A 21,878-nucleotide genomic window follows, 5' to 3' on the forward strand; every position below is an offset into this window, starting at 1 on the left:
CCTGCCCTCACTTCGCCTTCTTCTGGTAGCCGGGGTGCCAGCGCAGCCACCATTGCTCCAGGCCGCGCGCGAACAGGTCGGCCAGCTTGCCCAGCAGTGCGTACAGCAGGATGCCCACCAGCACGATGTCGGTCTGCAGGAACTCGCGGGCGTTCATCGTGAGGTAGCCGATGCCGGCCTGCGCCGAGATGGTCTCGGCCACGATCAGGATCACCCACATCAGCCCCAGCGAGAAACGCAGGCCCACCAGGATCGACGACAGCGCGCCCGGCAGGATCACCTCGCGGTAGAGCTGCCAGCGCGAGAGCCCGTAGGTGCGGCCCATCTCGATGAGCTGCGGATCGACGTTGCGGATGCCGTGGAAAGTGTTCAGGTAAATCGGGAAGAACACCGACACCGAGATCAGGAACAGCTTGGCCGACTCGTCTATGCCGAACCACAGGATCACCAACGGGATCAGCGCCAGCGCCGGGATGTTGCGCACCATCTGGATGGTGGAGTCGAGCAGCGTCTCGAAGAACTTCACCGACCCGGTGAGCAGGCCCAGAGCCAGCCCTGCACCGCCGCCGATGGCCAACCCCAGCAGAGCGCGGCCCGCGCTGACCTTCACGTGCGTCCACAGCTCGCCGGACACCGTGAGGTTCCACGCAGCCTTCACCACGTCGATGGGCGCCGGCAGCACGCGCGTGCTGAGCCAGCCCAGCGACGAGGCGATCTGCCAGAAGACGATGAGCCCCACCGGCACCAGCCATGGCACCAGCCGCTTCGCGACGTTGACCGCGAAGGACTTGAACGCGCTGCCGCCCGCCTCCTCGGCCGGCACGACCGCCGGCAGTTCCTGAACCTGTTCAGTCATGGCGATCCTTCAACTTTGCGAGACAAGGCGCGACGGCGCGTCCAGATTGGCGACGACTTCGCCGAAGGGCCCGCTCAGCGAGCCGCCGGCCAGCTGCGTCTTCGCCTTGCGCGACAGCAGCGGGAACACCAGCTCGGCGAAGCGGTAGGCCTCTTCGAGATGCGGGTAGCCCGACAGGATGAACTTGTCGAGGCCCAGGGCCGCGTATTCCTCGATGCGCGCAGCGACCGTCTTCGGGTCGCCCACCAGCGCAGTGCCGGCACCGCCACGCACCAGGCCCACGCCGGCCCACAGGTTCGGCGCGATTTCCAGATCGGCGCGCGTGCGCTTGGCACCGCCCGCATGCAGCGCGGCCATGCGGCGCTGCCCTTCGGAATCCATGCGCGCGAAGGCGGCCTGGGCGCGGATCACGGTCTCGTCGTCCACGCGGCTGATGAGTTCCTCGGCGGCCTTCCAGGCGGCATCTTCCGTCTCGCGCACGATCACGTGCAGCCGGATGCCGAACTCGACCTTCCGCCCGTTGCGCTCGGCGCGCGCCCGGACGTCGGCGATCTTCTTCGCCACCTCGGCGGGCGGCTCGCCCCAGGTCAGGTAGGCGTCGACCTGCTCCGCCGCCAGCTCATGCGCAGGCGCCGAAGAGCCGCCGAACCACACCGGCGGATACGGCTTCTGCACCGGCGGGTAGAGCAGCTTCGCGCCCTTCACGCTCAGGTGCTTGCCGTCGTAGTCAAAAGACTGCCCGTCATGGCTGCGCGCGATGATCTCGCGCCAGATGCGGATGAACTCGGCCGACTGCTCGTAGCGCGATGCGTGGTCCAGATACACGCCGTCGCCTTCGAGCTCCGCCTGGTCGCCGCCCGTCACCAGGTTCACCAGCAGCCGCCCGCCCGAGAGCCGGTCGAAGGTCGCGGCCATGCGCGCCGCGAGGCTGGGCTGGTGCAGCCCGGGGCGCACCGCCACCAGGAACTTGAGCTTCCTGGTCGCGCCGATCAGGCTGGAGGCGATGACCCACGGGTCTTCGCAGGAGCGGCCCGTCGGGATCAGCACGCCCTCGTAGCCGAGGTTGTCGGCCGCGCCGGCAATCTGCTGCAGGTAGGCCAGGTCGATGGGGCGGGCGCCCTCGCTGGTGCCGAGATAGCGGCTGTCGCCGTGCGTGGGGAGGAACCAGAAGATCTGCATCATGCGACTCCCGCGCCGGCCGCTTCGAGCACGTTGATCTTTTTCGGGATCAGCTTCAGGTCGAAGAAGGTGTCGGCGATCTTCTGCTGCTCGCCCAGGATGGCCTTGGTGATCGGCGCGGTGCCGTAGGCCGAGCGGTTCACCGACAGTTCGGCCACCGGCTTCGGAAGGCCCCAGAGCGTGGCCAGCTCGCCGGCCAGTTCGCCCTTGTTTGCGGCACCCCAGACGTCGACCTTGTTGAGCTCCTCGATCGCGATGGCCAGCACGTCGGCGTTCTTCGCCACGTAGTCGAGCGAGGAGAAGTAGTAGGCGCGGTTGCCGACCACGCCGGTGGCGTCGGCCAGCACGCGCGCGTCGAGCGACTTCTCGGCCGCGGCCAGGAACGGGTCCCAGATCACCCACGCGTCGACCGAGCCCTTCTCGAAGGCGGCGCGCGCATCGGCGGGCGGCAGGTAGACCAGGTTCAGGTCGGCGAACGCGAGGCCGTGCTTCTCGAACAGCTTGACGATGAGGTAATGGACGTTCGAGCCCTTGTTGAGCGCGATCTTCCTGCCCTTGAGATCGGCCACGGTCTTGATCGTGGAGCCCTTGGGCACCAGCACCGCCTCCGACTGCGGACGCGGCACGGTCGCCCCCACGTAGGCCAGCGGTGCGCCGGCGGCCTGCGCGAAGATGGGCGGAGCCTCGCCCACGTCGCCGAAGTCGATGGAGCCGACGTTCAGCGCCTCGAGCTGCACGGGGCCGGCGGTGAACTCGGTCCACTTCACGCTCACGCCCAGGGGCGCGAGGCGTTTTTCGAGCGTGCCGCGGCCCTTGAGCAGCGTGAGATAGCCCTTCTGGTTTCCGATGCGGAACTGGCGCGCGGGCGACTGCTGCGCCAGCGCGGCGAAGGAGGAAGGCAGCGCGATGGCCGCGGCCGCGCCCTGGATCAGGCGTCGGCGGGGAATGGAGGTGCGTGTCATGGTTGTGCGGGAACGATCGATGCGTCGAAGGCCTCAGGGCTGCGCCGTGACCACGGCTTCGCTGACCTTGATGGGCTTGGGAATGAGCTTCAGCGCGAAGAAGGTGTCGGCGATCCTTTGCTGGTCGGCCGCGACGGCCGGCGTGATCGGCTTCACGTTGAACTCGTAGCGGCGCAGCGCGAGCTCGACCACGTCGACCGGCAGGCCCTGCAGCGGAGCGATCAGCTCGGCCGCCTGGCGCAGGTTCTTCTTGAGCCAGATGCCCTGCTCCACCGAGTCGGCGAACAGCGCGTCGATGACCTTCGGGTTGTTCTTCACGAAGCCCCGCTCGCCCAGGTAGTACTGGTAGTTGTTGACCACCTCGGGCGTGCCGTCGGCCAGCACGCGCGCGCCGGTGGCTTTCTCGGCGGCGGCCTGGAACGGGTCCCAGATCACCCAGGCATCGACGTTCCTGCTCTCGAAGGCGGCGCGGCCGTCGGCGGGCGCGAGGTAGACGGGCTGGATGTCGGAGAGCTTCAGGCCGTTCTTCTCGAGCTGCTTCACGAGCAGGTAGTGCACGTTGCAGCCCTTGTTGAGCGCGACCTTCCTGCCCTTCAGGTCGGCGACCGACTTGATGGGCGAATCCTTCGTGACCAGGATGGCCTCGGCGCGCGGCGCGGCCGGGTCGTAGCCGAAGTAGACGAACTTGGCGCCCGCGGCCTGCGCGAAGATGGGCGGCGCCTCGCCGACGTAGCCCACGTCGACCGCGCCCACGTTCAGGCCTTCGAGCAACTGGGGGCCGGCCGGGAACTCGACCCACTTCACGCCGAAGCCCAGCGGCGCGAGCTTCTTCTCGAGCGTGCCCTGCGCCTTCTGCAGCACGAACAGGCTGGCCGACTTCTGGTAGCCGATGCGCAGTTCGCCCTTGCCTTGGGCATGCGCCGAGGCGGCGGAGATGAAACTCACGATCAGCGCGATGGCGCTGACCACGATGGCGCTGATCAGCAGATCGCGCAGGCCGCGCCAGAAGGAGCGCGGCGGCACTTCGAGCACGGGGTCTTCGGTTGCGACGGGGTTCATGCGTGGATTCCTTGGTGCAAAACGTCGGGCAAAGGCTGGCCCACGGCACGCGATGTGCCGGAAGCCTTTTCGTGGAACACCGCGGAACCGGCTTTGCCGGGCCGCAGGTGTTGCCCCCGGTAGGGGCTGGCGAAGCGGCACGAAGTGCCGCGCAGCCTGGGGGCGAGCCCCGCTAGACGCTACATCGCACGCGGGAAAACGGCACCGGCTCGAAGCCGTGCGTGGCAGGCAGCTTGAGGCCTTCGGTAGCGAGCACCTCGACGGCCTCGTTGAGTCGCTCGGCCAGGTCGTTGTGGACCTGGTAGGCGTTCTCGGGCGTCAGCGCGATCTGCGATTCGCTGGCGTACACGCCCGGCAGGATGTGGCGCGCCGACAGCGACTGCAGCACGGGCCGCAGTGCGTAGTCGAGCGCGAGCATGTGGTGCGGGCTGCCGCCGGTGGCCAGCGGCAGCACTGTCTTGCCCTTCAGCGCGTTCTGCGAGAGCAGATCGAGGAAGACCTTGAGCAGGCCGCTGTAGGCCGCCTTGTAGACCGGCGTGGCCACCACGATCACGCGGGCGGCCGCCACCTGGGCGATGGCCCGTTCGATGGCCGGGTGGTTCCACTCGGCCAGGAGCAGCGCCTGCGCCGGCAGTTCGCGAACGGCGAGCCGCTCGATCCGCGCGTGACGCTGGGCCAGCCGCTCACCCACCGCGTCGAGCAAGGCGGTTGAGCGGGATGGGGCCGTGGGGCTGCCGGCAATCAGGAGAACGGACACGGAAAACCTTAGTTCGATGAAAACAAGCGCGAATTCGTGGGGGCCGCCGCGCACGGCCGCCCGAAGCGGCCTGCCCACCCCCGGCAGGGGGTTGGCGAAGCGACGCGCGGTGCGCGCAGCCTGCGGGCGAGCCAGTTACTTCTGTTTTGTGGTGTAGATCTGGTCGAAGGAGCCGCCGTCGGCGAAGTGCTCCTTGTCGGCCTTCGCCCAGCCGCCGAAGGCCTGGTCGATGGTCACCAGCGTGAGCTTGGGGAACTGCTTGTCGTACTTGGCCTTGGCCTTCTCGGAGGTCGGGCGGTAAAAGTTGCGCCCGGCGATGTCCTGGCCTTCGTCGGAGTACAGGTACTTCAGGTACTCCTCGGCCACCTCGCGCGTGCCCTTCTTGTCGACGACCTTGTCGACCACCGACACGCTGGGCTCGGCCAGGATGGAGATCGACGGCACCACGATCTCGAACTTCTCGGGGCCGAATTCCTTCAGCGCCAGGAAGGCTTCGTTCTCCCAGGCCAGCAGCACGTCGCCCACGCCGCGCTGCACGAAGGTGATGGTCGCGCCGCGCGCGCCGGTGTCGAGCACGGGCACGTTCTTGAACAGGTTGCCGATGTATTCCTTGGCCTTCGCGTCGCCGCCGTACTTGCGCTTGGCGAATTCCCAGGCGGCCAGGTAGTTCCAGCGGGCGCCGCCCGAGGTCTTGGGGTTGGGGGTGATCACCTGCACGCCGGGCTTGACCAGGTCGTCCCAGTCCTTCAGGCCCTTGGGATTGCCCTTCTTCACCAGGAACACGATGGTCGAGGTGTAGGGAGCGGAGTTGTGCGGCAGGCGCTTCTGCCAGTCGGCCTTGACCAGGCCGCCGTGCGAGACCAGCGCGTCGATGTCGCCGCCCAGTGCCAGCGTGGCCACGTCGGCGTCGATGCCGTCGATGATCGAGCGGGCCTGCTTGCCCGAGCCGCCGTGCGACTGCTTGACCGTCACGTCCTGGCCGGTCTTGGCCTTCCAGTACTTGGCGAAGGCCTGATTGTAGTCCACGTAGAGCTCGCGGGTCGGGTCGTACGACACGTTCAGCAGCGTCACGGGGCCCTTGGCAGCCGCCGCGCCTTGGGCGAGCGCCGGCAATGCCGACAGGGCCATGGCACCGGCCACGCCGGCACCCAGGGAAAGCTTGATAAAGTCGCGGCGAAGGCTCATGGTGTCTTGCTCTTAAAAGGCATATCGATGAAGCTGCGTATTCTCAATACGACATATAGAAACTGGAACGACCAAGTTTTCAGTTCTAAATAGCCAAATCAACTAAGCAGCCCGCCGCCGGCTCCCCCGGTTTTTCCCGTATCCCCACTTTTTCCCGTTCAGAAGGCAACAGAAATGGCACGCATGGTTCAGTGCATCAAGCTCGGCAAAGAGGCCGAAGGTCTCGACTTCCCGCCCTACCCCGGCGAACTGGGCAAGCGGATCTGGGAAAGCGTCAGCAAGGAAGCCTGGGCCGCCTGGCTCAAGCAGCAGACCATGCTGGTCAACGAGAACCGGCTGAACCTGGCCGATCTGCGCGCCCGCCAGTACCTGGCTCGGCAGATGGAAAAGCACTTCTTCGGCGAAGGCGCCGACGTGGCGCAAGGCTACGTCCCCCCCACGGCCCCCTGACAGTCACCCCGCGATTGCCGCCCACCTCTTCCTCGGGAAACACCGCAGAACCGGCTTCGCCGGGCTGCAGGTGTTGCCCCCTCGAAGGGGGTGGGCGAAGCGACACGAAGTGCGCGAAGCCTGGGGGTGAGCCTGTTACCTGGCGCGCAGACGGCGTTCCCCGCAGCGAGCGCTTCGACGACATCTATCACACAGAAACCGGCGCACTGGCTCAGTCGCGCCACGTCTTCCTCGGCGGCTGTGGCCTGCCGCAGGCCTGGGGCGGACAGCCCCAGTGGCGGATTCTCGAAACCGGCTTCGGCCTGGGCCTCAATTTCCTGACGACCTGGCAGGCGTGGCGCGCCGACCCGGCACGCCCGCGGCTGCTGCACTTCGTTTCGGTGGAGGCCCATCCGGTCTCGGCCGCCGACCTGCTGCGCGCGGCGGGCGCCTATCCTGAGCTGGCTCCGCTGGCCGCCGAACTGGCTGCGCAGTGGAACGGCCTGCTGCCGGGCTTCCATCGGCTGGCCTTCGACGATGGCCGCGTGCTGCTCACGCTGTGCGTAGGCGACGTGCAGCCGATGCTGCGTGCCCAGCGCTTCGAGGCCGACAGCATCTTTCTAGACGGCTTCAGTCCCCGGCAGAACCCTGAAATGTGGTCGCCGGACACGCTCAAGGCGGTGTCGCGCTTCGCCCGCCAGGGCACGCGCATCGCCACCTGGACCATCGCGCGGGCGATCCGCGACGCGCTGGCGCAGCAGGGCTTCGTCATCGAGAAGCGTCCCGGCCTGCCGCCCAAGCGCGACTGCCTGTGCGGCACCTTCGCCCCCGCCTGGACCGTGCGCCGACGCGAGCCCGTGCCCGAGCGCGTCGATGCGCCGGGCCGCTGCGCCGTCGTCGGCGCGGGCCTGGCAGGCGCCGCCGTGGCTGCCAGCCTTGCGCGTCGCGGCTGGCAGGTGACGGTGCTCGATGCGGCCGACTGGCCCGCGTCCGGTGCGTCGTCGTTGCCTGTCGGCATGCTGGCACCGCATGTTTCGCCCGACGACGCGCTGCTCTCGCGGCTCACGCGGGCAGGCATCCGCGCGACGTGGATCGAACTCGAGCGCCTGCTCGAAGAAGGCCGCGACTGGTGCGCCACCGGCGTGCTGGAACGCCGGCCCGATGGCGATGTGCGCGTGCCCGCCGGCTGGAGCAGCCATGGGCCGAACGAATCCTGGCCCGCCGATGCCGATCGTCTGGCCGCAGCCGGCCTGTCCACCGAAACGCCCGCGATCTGGCACGCGCGCGCGGCCTGGGTGAAGCCTTGGCGGCTGATCGCAGCCTGGCTACGCCAGCCGGGCGTCGAGTTCCGCGGCGGCTGCCGGGTGGAACGGCTGGAGCGGCATCCGGACGGCTGGCGGCTGTTCGATGCTTCGGGCGGGTTGCTGGCCGAAGCGGACCGCGTCGTCATCTGCGCCGGCTTCGAATCGGGCCGCTTCGCACCCGCCCTGCCATTGCAGCCGGTGCGAGGACAGGTCGCCTTCGGCCCGATGCCCGACGACAGCACGCCGCTGCCCCACACGCCGATCAACGGCGACGGCCATCTGGTCGCCCACGTCCCCGGCGAGCGCGGCGAAGCCCCGATGTGGCTGGCCGGTGCGACCTTCGACCGCGACAGCACCAGCCTCGAACCCACCGCGGCAGACAGCGCCGCGAACCGAGAGCGCCTCGCACGCCTGCACCCGTCCGCCGCCCAGGCGTTGGCCGACGCCGAGAGTCACGCATGGGTCGGCGTCCGATGCGCCTCGGGCGACCGGCGCCCGCTCGCAGGCCCGGTCGACGCCGGCCTCTGGGCGTGCACGGCGCTGGGCTCGCGCGGCCTGAGCTTCGCGGCCCTGTGTGCCGAGCTGCTCGCCGCGCAGTGGCATGCCGAGCCGCTGCCCCTGCCCGCCACGCTGGCCAAGGCGCTCGGCACCCAAAGGCTCTGAATCGCGTCCTAGCTGGCGCCCTTCACCGCCGGCGCCAGCATGTGGTCGATGCGGCTGTCGCCATACGTGCGCAGCACTTCGGAGATCACGACCTTGTAGCCGTCGAGCCAGTTCGCCTGCGCGGCCTTGGCCTGCTGGTGCGCGGGATGCCGGATCAGCGCCTGCAGGCTTTCGAGCGAGTCCCAGTAGTAGACGTTCGACACCAGGCCGTTTCCTGGGTTTTCCCAGGTTTCCTCGCCCAGGTAGCCAGGCAGCGACTTCGCGGCGGCGGCGATGGTCTGGTCGAGGCGGTGGAACTCGTCGTCGAATTGCTTGCTGGCGAAGATGAAGGTGGCGGAGTACATGGCGGCGCGGTATCTCCTCGATGTCTCGATGGAACGGAGTGGGCGGGCGAGAGGGCGTCGATTCTGCGGCATGGCGCGTACGGCGCCGCGCTTTTGCAGGGCGAAGGCACGAGAATGCGGCGCATGGCCATCCAGTACGACATCAGGCACACCACCGTCTACCGCTACAGCAAGCCGGTCAGCTTCGGGCTGCACCGCGTGATGTTCCGTCCGCGCGACAGCCACGACCTGCGCGTGCTGGCCACCGACCTGCAGGTGAGCCCCGAGGCGAACACGCGGCTCATCCAGGACCCCAACTCCAACTCCGTTGCGCTGGTGCAGCCGCTGGGCGAAGCCACCGAGCTGCGCATCGTGTGCTCCTTCACGATCGAGCACGTGCCGCCCTCGCAGCGCGACCTGTTGACGCTCGACCCGTCGGCCGAGTTCCTGCCTTTCGCTTACTCGGTGCAGGAGCGCCTCGACCTCGAGCACTACCTGCGCCCGCACCACGACGACGACGGGCAAGGCACCCTGATCCGCTGGGCCCACCAGTTCCTGCGCAGCGACAAGCCCAACAGCACGCGCGAGGTGCTCACGCGCATGAACGCGCACATCGGCCAGAGCTTCGAGTACAAGGCGCGCGACGAGGAAGGCACCCAGACGCCGCTGGAGACGCTGGCGCTGGGCAGCGGCAGCTGCCGCGACTACGCGCTGCTGATGATGGAAGCCACGCGCCGCCTGGGCATTGCGACGCGCTTCGTCTCCGGCTATCTCTACGACGCGGCACTCGACACCGCCGCGCGCACGCAGGGAGAGCCCGACTCGATGACCGGCGCCGGCACCACGCACGCCTGGCTGCAGGCCTACCTGCCGGGCGTGGGCTGGCTTGCCTTCGACCCCACCAACAACCTCATGGGCAGCGGCCAGCTGATCCGCGTGGGCGTGGCGCGCGACCCTGCGCTGGCGGCGCCCATCTCGGGCAGCTGGTTCGGCGACCCGGAGGCCTACGAGGGCCTGGAAGCCACGGTGCTCGTCACGCGCCGCGAGGGCTGACGGCGACACGACCTCCACGGCTGTCGCGCAAGTGATAGCCGCTGCGGGAAATCCCCCACGGGCGGCTTCGGCATCGCCTCTACGCTGCGCCGCCGGCCAGCGAAATAGCACGGTCGTTCTACGCGATCGCGGGTGCAGCGCCGCGCCGGTCCTATTCCAAGAACCTGAAAAAAACGGAGAGAGACACCCCATGCATTCAGCGCGCCTGACACTCATCGCCCTGGCAGCCAGCCTCGCCGTCGCCTCGTGCGGCGGCGGAGGCGGCGGCTCGAACGGATTCACCTTCCTGCCCTCGGCCCCCGCCCCGGCTCCCGCTCCGGCCCCCAACCCGCCGGCGCCCCCGCCCCCCGCACCGGCCCCCGCGCCGGAAGAGACCCGCCTGCAGGACAGCCGCAACTCCTTCGCGCCGGCAGACCCCTCGGCCACCACATTCTCCGCGCTCGCGGCCGCCCCGAGCGACACCGTCGACAACAGCACCACCAGCCGCTGGGCCGGCATGCTGGGTGGCGCCCAGTACAACGTCGAGGTGCCCGCCAACTGGAACGGCAAGCTCGTGATGTACGCGCACGGCTATGCCGGCGAAGGCAACCTGCTGAAGGCCGGCACGCCGACGATCCGCCGCTACCTGATCCAGAACGGCTACGCCTGGGCGGCCTCCAGCTACAGCAAGAACTACTACGACGTGCGCGCCGGCGTGGAGGACACCAACGCCCTCGCCCTGCAGTTCAACGCCATCGCCAAGGCCAACGGCCGCGAGCTCGCAGCGCCTTCGAAGATCTTCATCACCGGCCACTCGATGGGCGGCCACATCACGGCGGCCGCCATCGAGGACGAGGCCTACGCCACGGCCAACCACAAGGTGAAGTACAACGGCGCGGTTCCGATGTGCGGCGTGGTGGGCGACACCGAGCTGTTCGACTATTTCGCCGCCGCGCAGGTGACTGCGCAGGCACTGGCCGGCAACGCCAGCTATCCGACGCCGAAGTGGGCCGACATCGGCGCGCAGGTCACCGCCACGCTCTTCTCGACCTTCACGAACTCGGACGTCGTGCCCAACGGCGCCACCGGTCTGGCCTACGCCTCGGTGCTGCAGAACCTGACCGGTGGCCCGCGTCCGCTCTTCCAGTTCGCACTTGGGAAAGGCCGCTCCTTCCAGGCGGTCTGGGGCGTGTTCGGCAGCGACGGCACGGTCAACGGCATCCTCAACAAGAGCACGCTGGACACCAACCGCTTCACCTACAAGATCGACGGCGACACCGCCGCCACCGACCAGCTCAATGCCAGCGCGCAGAAGCTCACCGCCGCGCCGGACGCCAATCGCCTGCGCACCGACGGGCTGCGCTGGATTCCCAAGGTCAACGGCGAGTTCAAGATCCCTGTGGTCACGCTGCACACGCTCGGCGACCTGTACGTGCCCTTCAGCATGGAGCAGATCTACAACCAGCGCGTGGCGGCCAAGGGCAACAGCCAGTGGCTGGTGCAGCGCGCCATCCGCGGCATCACGCACTGCGACTTCACGATCAAGGAACAGGAAGAAGCCTTCGCGGCCATGCTCGCCTGGGAGCAGGACAACACCGCCAAGCCCGCGGGCGACGACGTGGTCACGCCCTCCACGGTTGCAAGCTCGCTGTACGGCTGCAAGTTCACCCGCAATGCACAGAGCCCGGACGACAGCACGGACCTGATGGCCGTGCGCTCGCAGTTGGCGGCAGGCGCCCCCTGCGCCCCTTGAGGCTTCGAGGCGAGGACCGGCGGGCTCGTCGGCCTGCAGTCAGCCCGCGGGCGGCACCGCCGCCCGCGCGGCAGCGAGCTTCGCTTCGAGCTCGGCGATGCGCGCCCTCGCCTCGTCGCCTTCCGGAATCGGCCGGCCGCTGTCGCGCCACTGCACAGCGCTCTTGAAGCCCTCGGCCTCCGCCTGCCGCCTGAACCACATGCCCTCGGGGTTGTGGCGGGTGATGCCGTCGAACACGGTGGCGAACATCTGGCTTTGCTCCAGCCCCATCGAATGCCAGACCTGATTGACGACCAGCTTGTGCATCATGAGGTGCGAGCCCGGCACGCCGGCGATGCGCTGTGCGAGCTGCATCGTGGCCTCCTCGAGCTGCTGAGCGGGCACCGAGAAATTGGCCAGCCCCCATTCGGCCGCCTGGACGCCGGTGATGGTGTCGCCGGTGAACATGAGCTGCTTGGCACGCATGGCGCCGAGGCGGTAGGTCCACATCGCGGTGGTCGGGCAGCCCCACACGCGCGTGGGCATGTAGCCGATCCGCGCGTCGTCGGCCATGGTCAGCAGGTCGCAGCACAGCGCGATGTCGCTGCCGCCGGCCACCGCGTGGCCGTGCACCTTGGCGATGGTGGGCTTTCGGCTGCGCCATAGCGCCATGAAGTCGTCGGTGTTGCGCTTCATGGCGGCGTAGTCGAGCATCGGGTCCCACGGCGTCTTCTCCTGTCGGCAAGGGTGGTCGCCGTGCCCTGCGCCGCCTTCGCGGCCGCGGCCCTCGGCGTAGTCGCCGAGGTCGTAGCCGGCGCAGAAGGCGCGGCCCGCACCCTCGACCACGATCACGTGCACCTCGTCGTCGGCCTCGGCCCACTCGACCGCGCGGCGTATCTCGGCGGGCGTGGTCTCGCCGATGGCATTGAGCTTCTCGGGCCGGTTCAGCACGAGGCGCGCGATGCGCGGGTGCTGCGGGTCCTTGTCGATCAGGACGGTGTCGAAGGCTGGCATGGTGGGCTGTCTCCTTGTATCGAGGGTCGGTCGCACCGCTCTTTTAGCATCGACCTCCTCGCGCGCCCAGACCCGGGAAGAGCCTTCAGCCCGCTGCCGCGCCACCGAGCTGGAAGCGGAACACCGCGCCCTTGTCGGGCTGCTCCACCAGCCGTATGTCGCTGCCGTGCAGCTGCAGGATGCGCTTGACGATCACGAGGCCCAGCCCGCCGCTGCTGGCCGTGCCTTCGGATCGCGAGCCGCTCATGAACACCGGGCGCGTGAAGATCGCCTTCTGAAGCTCGCCAGGAATGCCGGGGCCGGTGTCGCTCACCTGCACGGTCACGCCGCCGTTCTCGGCGCGCAGCTGCACCACGATCTCGCCGCCCTCGGGGGTGTGGCGGATGGCGTTGTCCAGCAGGTTGGTCAGCACGCGCTCGATCATGCCGAGATCGGCCGACACCACCGGCAGGCCCGGCGCGATGTCGGGCTTCAGGCGCTGGTGCCTGGCCTCCGCCGCCAGCTCGAACTTCTGGAACACGTCCTGCACCAGGTCGGCGAGCGCGAAGCTTTCCTTCTCGGGCTTGACCACGCCGTATTCGAGCCGCGCCAGCTCGAAGGCCTCCTGCGCCAGCCGGCCCACCTTGCGGCTCTGGCCGAGCGCGATCTCGAGGTAGCGGCGCCGCTCCGCCTCGTCGAGCGTGCCGGCCTTGAGCAGCAGCGTCTCGAGGTAACCGTGCAGCGAGGTCAGCGGCGTGCGCAGGTCGTGCGAGATGTTGGCGAAAAGTTCGCGGCGCTGCTGGTCCTGCAAGGTCAGCTCGCGCCATTGCTCGGCGATGCGGCGCGTCATCTGCGCGAAGGCCTGGCCGAGCTGGGCGATCTCGTCGCTGCCATGCGAAAGCCGCTCCAGCGTGGGCGCCTCGCCTTCGAGCGATGCGATGCCCTCGCTCTCGAAGCGCTTCACCGCCGCGGTGAGCTCGCGCAGCGGCCGCGTGATGAGGCGGAACGCCGCCAGCCCCGCCAGCAGACCGAGCAGAGAAACCAGACCCATCGTCCACAGCGTGGTGCGCAGCACGTTGTCGGCCGCCACATTGGCGACCAGCGCGTCGTGGTCCTCGCCCTGCAGCACCACGTAGACGTAGCCGGCGTCGCGACCGCCCATCTGCAGCGGCGCGGCGCTGAACACCTTCGCGCCGTTCGGGCTGCGAGGATCGTCCCCCGCGATCGGCAGCGGCGCGCCCGACAGCAGCTTGCGGATGGGCCCCAGGTCGACCCTGTCGCGCTTCAGGTGCCCGGGCGGCGCGGCCTGCGCCTCGATGCGGCCGTCCAGTCCGAGCAGGTAGACCTCCACGCTGGGGTTGACGGCCATCAGCTTGTCGAACAGGTCCTTCACCGCCGCCTGGTCGAGCCCGCCGGGCTTCATGAGTTCGGAGTTCTCGGCGATGTGCGCCGCCAGCCCGAGCGACAGGCGCTGGACGACTTCCTGCTCGTGCATGCCGTTGGAGCGCACCTGCAGCCACACCGATGCGCCGCAGCACACCAGCAGCAGCACCGCGAACACGGCCGAGAGCCGCCGCGAGAGCGTGGCCCAGGCCATCGTCATGCGGCCTCCTCCGCGCTGCCGGTGCCCGAGAGCTTGTAGCCGCGCCCCCACACGGTGAGGATGCGCTTCGGCTGCGCCGGATCGGCCTCCACCTTGGTGCGCAGCCGGTTGATGTGGGTGTTGACGGTGTGCTCGTAGCCGTCGTGCTGGTAGCCCCAGACCTGGTTGAGCAGATCGAGCCGAGAGAACACCTTGCCGGGGTTGCGCGCGAAGAAGTACAGCAGGTCGAACTCGCGCGGCGTGAGTTCGACCGGCTTGCCGTCCACCCGAACCTCGCGCGACAGCGGCTCGATGTCGAGGTTGCCCAGCGTGAGGCTGCCCGAGTCCATGCGCGCGTTGCGCGCCATCGCGTCGGTACGCCGCAGCAGCGCCTTCACCCGCGCCACCAGCTCCAGCACCGAGAAAGGCTTGGCAAGGTAGTCGTCGGCCCCCAGCTCCAGCCCGAGGATGCGGTGCACCTCGCTGGATCGGGCGCTGATGATGATGATCGGCGTGTATCGCGTCATCGCGCGGGCTCGGCGGCAGATCTCGAGGCCGTCGATGCCGGGCAGCATCAGGTCGAGCACCAGCGCGTCCCAGTTGCCGCGCTCCAGCTCGCGAAGGCCGGCATGGCCGTCGGCGGCATGCTCGATGGCGTAGCCCTCGTCGCGCAGGTGCATGCGCAGCAGCTCGGCAATGTGGGCGTCGTCCTCGACGATCAGCACGCGCTTGGGAGTGTCCATGGTGGCGCCATTGTCCCGCCAACCGGCCGGCGGAGTTATCACGATTAATTGAACTTTGCGTGATGAATCGGCCATGGGGTGCGCCCAAGAATCCGCTCCATGAACAGCACGACAGCCACCGCCCCCATCTCCGCAACGGCCGAAGCCGGGCCGGTCCACCCGCTGTGGATGCGCATCTCGCACTGGCTCAACGCCCTGGCCGTGGTGATCCTGGTGACCAGCGGCTGGCGCATCTATGACGCGGCGCCCTTCTTCCCCTTCAACATCCCGACCGTGGTGACGCTCGGCGGCTGGCTCGGCGGCGCCCTGCAGTGGCATTTCGCCGCGATGTGGCTGCTGGTGGCCAACGGCCTGTTCTACCTGTTCATGAACATCGCCACCGGGCGGCTGGCCGCGAAGTTCTTTCCGCTGACGCCGGCCGGGGTCTGGCGCGACGCCCTGGCCGCCCTGAAGGGCAAGCTCTCACACGCCGACCCGCGCCAATACAACAACGTGCAGAAGCTGGCCTACCTGTTCGTGATGCTCGACCTGATCGTGATCGTGCTCTCGGGCCTGGTGCTGTGGAAGTCGGTGCAGTTCCCGGTGCTGCGCGAGCTGATGGGCGGCTACGAGTCGGCCCGCCGCGTGCACTTCTTCGGCATGGCAGCGATCGTCGGCTTCGTCGTCGTGCACCTCGTGATGGTGGCCCTGGTGCCCCGCACGCTCCTCACCATGATCCGCGGTCGCGCGGCCAAAGCCTGATGAAAATCTTCAAAGCCCCCACCCTGAGCGGCATCGACGGCGACGCCGTGCTGCGCGAAGCCCGCACGCTGATCTCGAAGAAGCTCGACGAGCCCTCGCGCCGCGTGTTCCTGCGTCGCTCGCTCACCCTCGGCGGCCTGTCGCTTCTCACCGGCTGCAGCATCAGCGACAACGCGCAGGTGGAAGCCGCGCTCACGAAGATCTCGCGTCTCAACGACAAGGTGCAGGGCCTGATCTTCAGCCCGACGCAGCTCGCACCCACGTACACCGAGGCCGAGATCACGCGCCCCTTCCCGTTCAACGCCTACTACGGCGAGGACGAGGTCCGCGAGGTCGACGAGGCCAGCTACAAGCTGGAAGTGACCGGCATGGTCGCCGACCGGCACGCCTGGACGCTGGCCGAGCTGCGCGCCATGCCGCAGCAGGAGCAGATCACGCGGCACATCTGCGTGGAGGGCTGGAGCGCCATCGGCAGGTGGGGCGGCGTGCGCTTTGCCGACTTCCTGCGCCACATCGGCGCCGACCTGACGGCGAAGTACGTCGGCTTCAAGTGCGCGGACGACTACTACACCAGCATTGACATGCCCACCGCGCTGCACCCGCAGACGCTGCTCGCGCTGAGCTACGACGGCCAGCCGCTGCCGCCGAAGTACGGCTTTCCGATGAAGCTGCGCATGCCGACCAAGCTTGGCTACAAGAACCCGAAGCACATCAAGGCGATGTTCGTCACCAACACCTATTCCGGTGGCTACTGGGAAGACCAGGGCTACAACTGGTTCGGAGGGAGCTGAGGGGCCGCCAGCCGCTCGACTGCCGAAGAAAGCGAAAGGCGGAGTTCCACAGGGACCGAGCCGACATTGAAAACCCAACCTCAACTCACTCAGGAAGACGCCAAATGAACAAGCTCACCGCAACCCTGCTCGCCACCTGCATGGCCTTCGCCGGCGCCTCGGCCTTTGCCGCCGACGAAATGGCCAAGGACGGCATGGCCAAGGACTCGATGTCCAAGGACGCAATGAAGAAGGACTCGATGGCCAAGGATTCCATGTCGAAGGACGGCATGAAGAAGGATTCGATGGCGAAGGATTCCATGTCCAAGGACGCCATGAAGAAGGACGCCATGGGCAAGGACGAGATGAAGAAGTAAGCCCGCAAGGCACCTCGCAAGCGCCATTGACGTCCGACGGATTCGGCGTCAATGTCGCGTGGGCCGCTCCACCGGCCGAAGCCAATCCCGTTCCCCAAGGAATTCCCATGAAATCCCTCGCACTCACCGCCGGCACGCTGGCCGCCGCCGCCCTGGTCTGGCATGCGGTGCCGTCGTTCGCCGAAACCGCCCGCCGCGTGCCCGCCCCCACCGCCGACCTGGTCGCGGCGCCAGGCGCGAAGACCGAAACCGCCGTGTTCGCCGGCGGGTGCTTCTGGGGCGTGCAGGGCGTGTTCCAGCGCGTCAAGGGCGTGAGCAACGCCGTCTCGGGCTATGCCGGCGGCGAGGCGAAGACGGCGCGCTACGACGAAGTCGGCTCGGGCCGCACGGGCCATGCCGAGTCGGTGCGCATCACCTACGACCCGCAGCAGATCAGCTACGGCAAGCTGCTGCAGATCTACTTCTCCGTGGCGCACGACCCCACCGAGCTCAACCGCCAGGGCCCGGACACCGGCACCCAGTACCGCTCCACGGTGTTCGCCGAGAACGCCGAACAGGCCCGCGTCGCCAGCGCCTACATCGCGCAGCTCAACCAGGCGAAGACCTTCGGCAAGCCGCTGGCCACCACCGTCGAACTGTCGAAGCCCTTCTACGCGGCCGAGGACTACCACCAGGACTACCTGACACTGCACCCGAGCCAGCCCTACATCGCGATCAACGACATGCCGAAGATCGACGACCTGAAGAAGCTCTTCCCCGAAAGCTACAAGGCCACGCCTTCGCTGGTGAAGGCGGCCAAGGCCGGCTGAGCGGACGCCTGGCTACTCCTTGTATTCGCCACGGCGCGCGGCCCGGTTGGCGCTGGTGCGCTCCACCAGCGCCTGCTGGGCGGCCGCCACATTGGCCGCGTCGCCCTTCCACGCGTCGAGCGCCGGCTGCTGCACCGCGCGAGAGAAAGAGAAGGTCAGCGCCCATGGCAGGCGCGACCTGTAGCGGCGGTTCATTTCGTCGAGCCGCGCCGACGCCAGCTGCGCCGGCTGGCCGCCCGAGAGAAACGCCACGCCGGGCACCACGGCCGGCACGGTCCGCAGCAGGCACTGCACAGTCGCCTCGGCCACGGCCTCGACGGAATCCTGCACGCCGGCCTTCAGGCCCGGCAGCACCATGTTGGGCTTCAGCAGCATGCCTTCGAGCAGCACGCCCTGCGCACGCAGTTCGACGAAAGTTCGGTGCAGCACCTCCTCGGTGACCTCGGCGCAGCGCGCGAGCGAGTGGCCGCCGTCCATCAGCACCTCGGGTTCGACGATGGGCACCAGCCCGGCCTCCTGGCACAGGGCGGCATAGCGCGCCAGTGCATGTGCGTTGACGCGAATGCAGGCTCGGCTCGGCAGGCCGTCGCCGATGGCGATCACGCCGCGCCACTTGGCGAAGCGCGCGCCCATCGCGGCGTATTCGGCAAGGCGCTCGCGCAGGCCGTCGAGTCCTTCCGTGACGGTCTCGCCAGGGTGTCCCGCCAGCGGCTTGGCGCCCATGTCGACCTTGATGCCGGGGATGATGCCGGCGTCGGCCAGCGCCTTAGCGAAGGGCTGGCCTGCGTTGGTCTTCTGCCGGATCGTCTCGTCGAACAGGATCGCGCCCGAGATGCTGTCGGCCAGGCCCGGCGCGGTGACGATCAGCTCGCGCCAGTCGCGCCTCGCAGCTTCGGTCTGCGGTATGCCGAGCGCGGCGAAGCGCTTGTTGCAGGTGGCGTTGCTCTCGTCCATCGCGAGCAGGCCCTTGTCGTGCGCGACGAGCGCGCGGGCGGTGTCGATCAGGGTTCGTTCGGTCATGCTGGGCACCTCTCTGGCGGGCATGGTACGCCCGCTCCGCTCACTCGTTAACACCGCGAACCTGATCGCTGGCCGACTTGGCGGCACAGCCTGTGCGGCCGGCTCGGTCTTTATGGAGGCGCAGCATGCGGGCAGTAACCTCTTCGCGGTCGGGACGGAAAGGAAACTGAATGGAACGCGGATCACGAGAGCGCCATGCGCGCGACGCCAAGATGCCATCGATGGTGGCGGCCCTGGCGCTGGCCGCGTCCGTGTTCGCAACGCCCATCGCGTTCGCGGAACTGGGCGGCGCTCCCACGCTGGCGCCGAGCCAGCGCATCGACGCCGTGTCGCACAAGGCGGCCGCTTCCGAGGCGACCGGTGCTGCGGCCAGGACGGAATCCGCCGCGGGCTGGAGCACACGGGAAACCACGTCCGACGATGGCATGGTCCAGCGCGAGTACCTGACGGCCGACGGCACGGTGTTCGCCGTCGCATGGCGCGGGCCGCGCCGGCCGGAACTCTCGGTGCTGTTGGGCACGCGCTACGCCAGGCAGATGGCCGACAACGCCCGCGCGCAGCGCCAACTGGGCAGGGGCTCTCACGCCACGACCTCGCAGGCGGACCAGACCTTCGCGGTCCACGCCTCGTCGCACCAGCGGTTGTCGACCGGCGTCGCCTGGCTGCCACGGATGCTGCCCGCGGGTGTCGATCCCGACTCGCTGGCCATCGCGCAAGGCTCCTGATCGTTTCAACTCATCTTCGCCCTTCGTGCCCATGGACTCACGACAAGCAGGCAGCCCGCGCACAGCCGGTGCCATGAACCTCCTTCGCGCCGTGGCTTGTGCCGCGAGCCTGCTGGGCCTCGCCGCCTGCGGTGGGGGTGGCGGCGGAGGTGGCGGCGGCGCACTGCCGATCGGGCTCTTGCCCACTTCGGCCCCGGCCGCTGGCGGCACCACGCCGGCGGCAGCCACGGCCCCTGCTCCGACGCCCGGCACGGCCCCTTCCGCCGCGGCGTCGAGTTCGCAGAATTCGATGCCGCTCACCGTGTCCAACGGCACCGATTCGAGCGGCGTCAACCTGCCGCAGGTGAGCATCAAGCTCTGCGCCCCGGGAACCGGCACCTGCCAGACCATCGACAACGTGCTTGTCGACACCGGCTCCACCGGCATCCGCATTGCCGCCGATGCGCTGAACTCGGCGATGAAGTCGGCCCTGCCCCAGGAAGCCGTGAACGGAGCGCCACTGAACGCCTGCGCCCAGTTCCTCGATGGCTACACATGGGGAACGATGCGTGTCGCCGACGTCACGCTCGGGCCGAAGTCCGCCAGCGCGCAGCCGCTGCAGGTCGTGGGAGACCCGAGCTCCGGCACCGTGCCCGCCGCATGCTCGGACAACAACACGCTGCAGCCCGAGAACACGCCCGACAAACTCGGCACGAACGGCATCATCGGCGTCGCCGCAGCGCTTCAAGACTGCGGCCCGGCATGCGCACAGAGGGTCATCCCCGCCACCTACTACACCTGCGCCGCCGGCGCATCGTGCCAGGGCACGACGGTCCCACTCGCGATGCAGGCCCAGAACGTGGTCGCCAGTTTCGCGCAGGACAACAACGGCGTCGTGCTCGGCCTGCCGGCGATCTCGTCGGCCGGACAGGGCGTGACCGTCGGCACGCTCTACTTCGGCGTGGCGACGCAAGGCAACAACGCCATGACCGGCGCCACGGTGCTGAAGACCGACTCGCGCACGCTCAGCGTTTCGGTCAGCTACAAGAACGCCAGCTTTCCCGACAGCTTCCTGGACAGCGGATCGAACTTCTTCTTCCTCAACGATTTCACGATCGCCCAGTGCGAGAGCAGCGGCTCGTTCAAGGGCTTCTACTGCCCTCCAAGCACACTGGCGCTCAACGCCAGCTTCACCACGGCGACAGGCCCGGCCCTGAGCCAGAGCTTCGCGATCGCGAGCGCGCAGTCGCTCTTCACCAGCAACCCGGGCGTCGTGGCGGTCGACAACATCGCCGCCGCAAGCTCCGGAACGAGCGCGATCGACTTCGGCCTTCCCTTCTTTTACGGCAGGCTGGTGGCCGTCCTCAACGAGGGGCAATCGGCGCTCGGCCAGCAGGGGCCGTTCACCGCGCTGGCAACGCCCTGAAGAAAATCCCGGCCTAGATCACGTTCTTCTCGAGCAGCGGCCTGTTCTCGAGGATCCGCGCGAAGGACACCGGGGACAGATCGAGGCTGCAGTACTCGCCGAAGCGGATCAGCTCCGCGATGCCGCGCCCCGCCGCCGGGCACTGCTGCAGCCCGTGGCCGGAGAAGCCGTTGGCGAAGTAGAGGTTGTCGCAGTCGGGGTGCAGGCCGAGGATGGCGTTGTGGTCGAACAGGTTCATCTCGTAGTAGCCGGCCCAGGCGCCTGTCATGCGGATGGCCTCGAAGGCAGGTACGCGCTCGGCCAGCGCGGGCCAGATGAAACCGTCGAAGGCTTCGTATTCGACTTCGAGCGGCGCGTCATCATGGTCCCGGTCTTCGGGAGGCGCGAAGCCGCAGATGAACTGGCGGCCCTCGGGCCGCAGCCAGATGCCGGATGTGTCGATCACCAGCGGACATCCGGGCAGTGCCTGCGGACATGAGAAGCTGAACACGCTGCGGCGGCGGCCGCGCACCGGCAGGTCGATGCCGGCCCATTGCGCGACCTTGGCGGCCCAGGCGCCCGCGGCGTTGACGACGACGTCGGCGTCCAGCGTCTCGCCGTCGTCGAGCTGCACGCCGGTCAGGCTGCGCCCGTCGCGGCGCAGCCCCGTCGCCTGCGCCTGCACGTAGCGCACGCCCTGCGAGACCGCCTTCCTGCGGAAGGCCTGCAGCAGGCTGTAGCCGTCGTACCAGCCCTCGCCCGACAGGCCGAGCGAGGCGAGCGCGATGCCTTCGGTCGATATCCAGGGAAAGCGCGCCTTCAGCTCATCGGGCGTGAGCAGGGCCACGTGCACCGCGTGCGCCTTCTGCATCGCATGGTTCTCGCGCAGCACGTCGGCACCGGCCTGCGAGGCCAGGTAGAGGTAGCCGGGTTCGACGAGGCCGATCTCGGGCACCTCGTCGCCCACGCGCAGGGTCTGGCCGAGATGGCGCAGGAAGTCGATGCCGTAGAGCGACATCCGGATGTTGATGGCGGTGGAGAACTGCTGTCGGATCGAGCTCGCCGACAGCGCCGACGATGCCTGCCCGTACGAGAAGTCGCGCTCGACCACCACGACCTCGAAGCGCTCCCCGTCGGAGTCGCGGGTCAGGAAGTAGGCGATGGCCGAGCCGATGGCCCCGCCTCCGACGATCACCACACGGCGCATGACTTGCCTTTCCTTGTCATCTTTGTTGCTCGACCGCACGCACGCA

The 21,878-nt window shown here is 68.5% G+C and carries 22 protein-coding genes; 10 read left to right on the forward strand and 12 right to left on the reverse strand.

The window, feature by feature from the left end; translation table 11 throughout:
- Positions 1-7: 7 nt before the first annotated feature.
- From ssuC to G369_RS0105120, 6 genes are all read right to left on the reverse strand, one after another.
- The gene (gene ssuC, locus G369_RS0105095) at positions 8-856 is read right to left on the reverse strand and encodes an aliphatic sulfonate ABC transporter permease SsuC (protein ID WP_019652903.1); all 849 of its coding nucleotides are present in this window, start codon (positions 854-856) and stop codon (positions 8-10) included.
- A 9-nt stretch (positions 857-865) separates the two neighbouring features.
- On the reverse strand, positions 866-2,035 hold the full coding sequence (gene ssuD, locus G369_RS0105100) for an FMNH2-dependent alkanesulfonate monooxygenase (RefSeq protein ID WP_026346207.1): 1,170 nt from the start codon (positions 2,033-2,035) through the stop codon (positions 866-868).
- A complete protein-coding gene (locus G369_RS0105105; RefSeq protein ID WP_019652905.1) occupies positions 2,035-2,997 on the reverse strand; it encodes a sulfonate ABC transporter substrate-binding protein in 963 nt (320 codons plus the stop codon). Before G369_RS0105105 ends, ssuD begins: the two co-directional genes overlap by 1 nt.
- 33 nt (positions 2,998-3,030) lie before the next feature.
- A complete protein-coding gene (locus G369_RS0105110; protein ID WP_080647797.1) occupies positions 3,031-4,056 on the reverse strand; it encodes a sulfonate ABC transporter substrate-binding protein in 1,026 nt (341 codons plus the stop codon).
- A 172-nt stretch (positions 4,057-4,228) separates the two neighbouring features.
- A complete protein-coding gene (ssuE, locus tag G369_RS0105115; protein WP_019652906.1) occupies positions 4,229-4,813 on the reverse strand; it encodes an NADPH-dependent FMN reductase in 585 nt (194 codons plus the stop codon).
- 135 nt (positions 4,814-4,948) lie between these two features.
- Positions 4,949-5,998, reverse strand: coding sequence for a sulfate ABC transporter substrate-binding protein (locus G369_RS0105120; RefSeq protein WP_019652907.1), 1,050 nt, complete (start codon positions 5,996-5,998; stop codon positions 4,949-4,951).
- 174 nt (positions 5,999-6,172) lie between these two features.
- Between G369_RS0105120 and G369_RS0105125 the strand changes: the two genes are divergently transcribed.
- Positions 6,173-6,448, forward strand: a complete 276-nt coding sequence (locus G369_RS0105125) for an oxidative damage protection protein (RefSeq protein ID WP_019652908.1) — start codon at positions 6,173-6,175, stop codon at positions 6,446-6,448.
- A gap of 14 nt (positions 6,449-6,462) precedes the next feature.
- Positions 6,463-8,394, forward strand: a complete 1,932-nt coding sequence (gene mnmC / locus G369_RS0105130) for a bifunctional tRNA (5-methylaminomethyl-2-thiouridine)(34)-methyltransferase MnmC2/FAD-dependent 5-carboxymethylaminomethyl-2-thiouridine(34) oxidoreductase MnmC1 (RefSeq protein ID WP_019652909.1) — start codon at positions 6,463-6,465, stop codon at positions 8,392-8,394.
- A gap of 8 nt (positions 8,395-8,402) precedes the next feature.
- On the opposite strand, the gene G369_RS0105135 is transcribed toward mnmC, so the two are convergent.
- The gene (locus G369_RS0105135) at positions 8,403-8,738 is read right to left on the reverse strand and encodes an antibiotic biosynthesis monooxygenase family protein (protein WP_019652910.1); all 336 of its coding nucleotides are present in this window, start codon (positions 8,736-8,738) and stop codon (positions 8,403-8,405) included.
- Positions 8,739-8,861: 123 nt separating this feature from the next.
- Between G369_RS0105135 and G369_RS0105140 the strand changes: the two genes are divergently transcribed.
- Entirely contained in the window at positions 8,862-9,770 is a 909-nt protein-coding gene (locus G369_RS0105140) for a transglutaminase family protein (protein WP_019652911.1), read from the forward strand.
- Between the two features lie 190 nt (positions 9,771-9,960).
- Positions 9,961-11,502 carry an alpha/beta hydrolase family protein gene (locus G369_RS0105145; RefSeq protein ID WP_019652912.1) on the forward strand — a complete coding sequence of 514 codons (1,542 nt, stop codon included), beginning with the start codon at positions 9,961-9,963 and terminating at the stop codon, positions 11,500-11,502.
- A 39-nt stretch (positions 11,503-11,541) separates the two neighbouring features.
- On the opposite strand, the gene G369_RS0105150 is transcribed toward G369_RS0105145, so the two are convergent.
- The 3 genes from G369_RS0105150 to G369_RS0105160 form a co-directional block, all read right to left on the reverse strand.
- Entirely contained in the window at positions 11,542-12,495 is a 954-nt protein-coding gene (locus G369_RS0105150; RefSeq protein ID WP_019652913.1) for a crotonase/enoyl-CoA hydratase family protein, read from the reverse strand.
- 85 nt (positions 12,496-12,580) lie between these two features.
- The gene (locus G369_RS0105155) at positions 12,581-14,077 is read right to left on the reverse strand and encodes a sensor histidine kinase (protein WP_019652914.1); all 1,497 of its coding nucleotides are present in this window, start codon (positions 14,075-14,077) and stop codon (positions 12,581-12,583) included.
- Positions 14,074-14,799, reverse strand: a complete 726-nt coding sequence (locus G369_RS0105160) for a response regulator transcription factor (RefSeq protein ID WP_019652915.1) — start codon at positions 14,797-14,799, stop codon at positions 14,074-14,076. The genes G369_RS0105155 and G369_RS0105160 overlap by 4 nt, the downstream gene beginning before the upstream one ends.
- A 99-nt stretch (positions 14,800-14,898) precedes the next feature.
- Between G369_RS0105160 and G369_RS0105165 the strand changes: the two genes are divergently transcribed.
- The 4 genes from G369_RS0105165 to msrA all read left to right on the forward strand — a co-directional run bounded on the left by G369_RS0105165 (position 14,899) and on the right by msrA (position 17,496).
- Entirely contained in the window at positions 14,899-15,540 is a 642-nt protein-coding gene (locus G369_RS0105165; RefSeq protein WP_019652916.1) for a cytochrome b/b6 domain-containing protein, read from the forward strand.
- Complete coding sequence (locus G369_RS0105170; RefSeq protein ID WP_019652917.1) at positions 15,540-16,331, forward strand: molybdopterin-dependent oxidoreductase; 792 nt, start codon at positions 15,540-15,542, stop codon at positions 16,329-16,331. The genes G369_RS0105165 and G369_RS0105170 overlap by 1 nt, the downstream gene beginning before the upstream one ends.
- 104 nt (positions 16,332-16,435) lie before the next feature.
- Entirely contained in the window at positions 16,436-16,687 is a 252-nt protein-coding gene (locus tag G369_RS0105175; protein WP_019652918.1) for a pentapeptide MXKDX repeat protein, read from the forward strand.
- Positions 16,688-16,794: 107 nt separating this feature from the next.
- Complete coding sequence (gene msrA, locus G369_RS0105180) at positions 16,795-17,496, forward strand: peptide-methionine (S)-S-oxide reductase MsrA (protein ID WP_019652919.1); 702 nt, start codon at positions 16,795-16,797, stop codon at positions 17,494-17,496.
- Positions 17,497-17,508: 12 nt separating this feature from the next.
- Here msrA and G369_RS0105185 read toward each other — a convergent pair whose 3' ends face one another.
- Positions 17,509-18,516, reverse strand: coding sequence for a class I fructose-bisphosphate aldolase (locus G369_RS0105185; RefSeq protein WP_026346210.1), 1,008 nt, complete (start codon positions 18,514-18,516; stop codon positions 17,509-17,511).
- 170 nt (positions 18,517-18,686) lie between these two features.
- Here G369_RS0105185 and G369_RS37025 point away from each other — a divergent pair, with 170 nt between their 5' ends.
- Positions 18,687-19,241 (forward strand): DUF2844 domain-containing protein, encoded by a 555-nt coding sequence (locus G369_RS37025; RefSeq protein WP_019652921.1) that lies wholly within the window; start codon positions 18,687-18,689, stop codon positions 19,239-19,241.
- A 73-nt stretch (positions 19,242-19,314) separates the two neighbouring features.
- The gene (locus tag G369_RS0105195; protein WP_026346211.1) at positions 19,315-20,646 is read left to right on the forward strand and encodes a DUF3443 family protein; all 1,332 of its coding nucleotides are present in this window, start codon (positions 19,315-19,317) and stop codon (positions 20,644-20,646) included.
- A gap of 13 nt (positions 20,647-20,659) precedes the next feature.
- Here the strand turns inward: G369_RS0105195 and G369_RS0105200 are convergent, their stop codons facing one another.
- Positions 20,660-21,832 (reverse strand): NAD(P)/FAD-dependent oxidoreductase, encoded by a 1,173-nt coding sequence (locus tag G369_RS0105200; protein WP_020722958.1) that lies wholly within the window; start codon positions 21,830-21,832, stop codon positions 20,660-20,662.
- Between the last annotated feature and the right edge of the window lie 46 nt (positions 21,833-21,878).

This window comes from Variovorax atrisoli 110B (assembly GCF_000382045.1).
In the GTDB taxonomy this organism is placed as follows: Bacteria; Pseudomonadota; Gammaproteobacteria; order Burkholderiales; family Burkholderiaceae_C; genus Variovorax; species Variovorax atrisoli.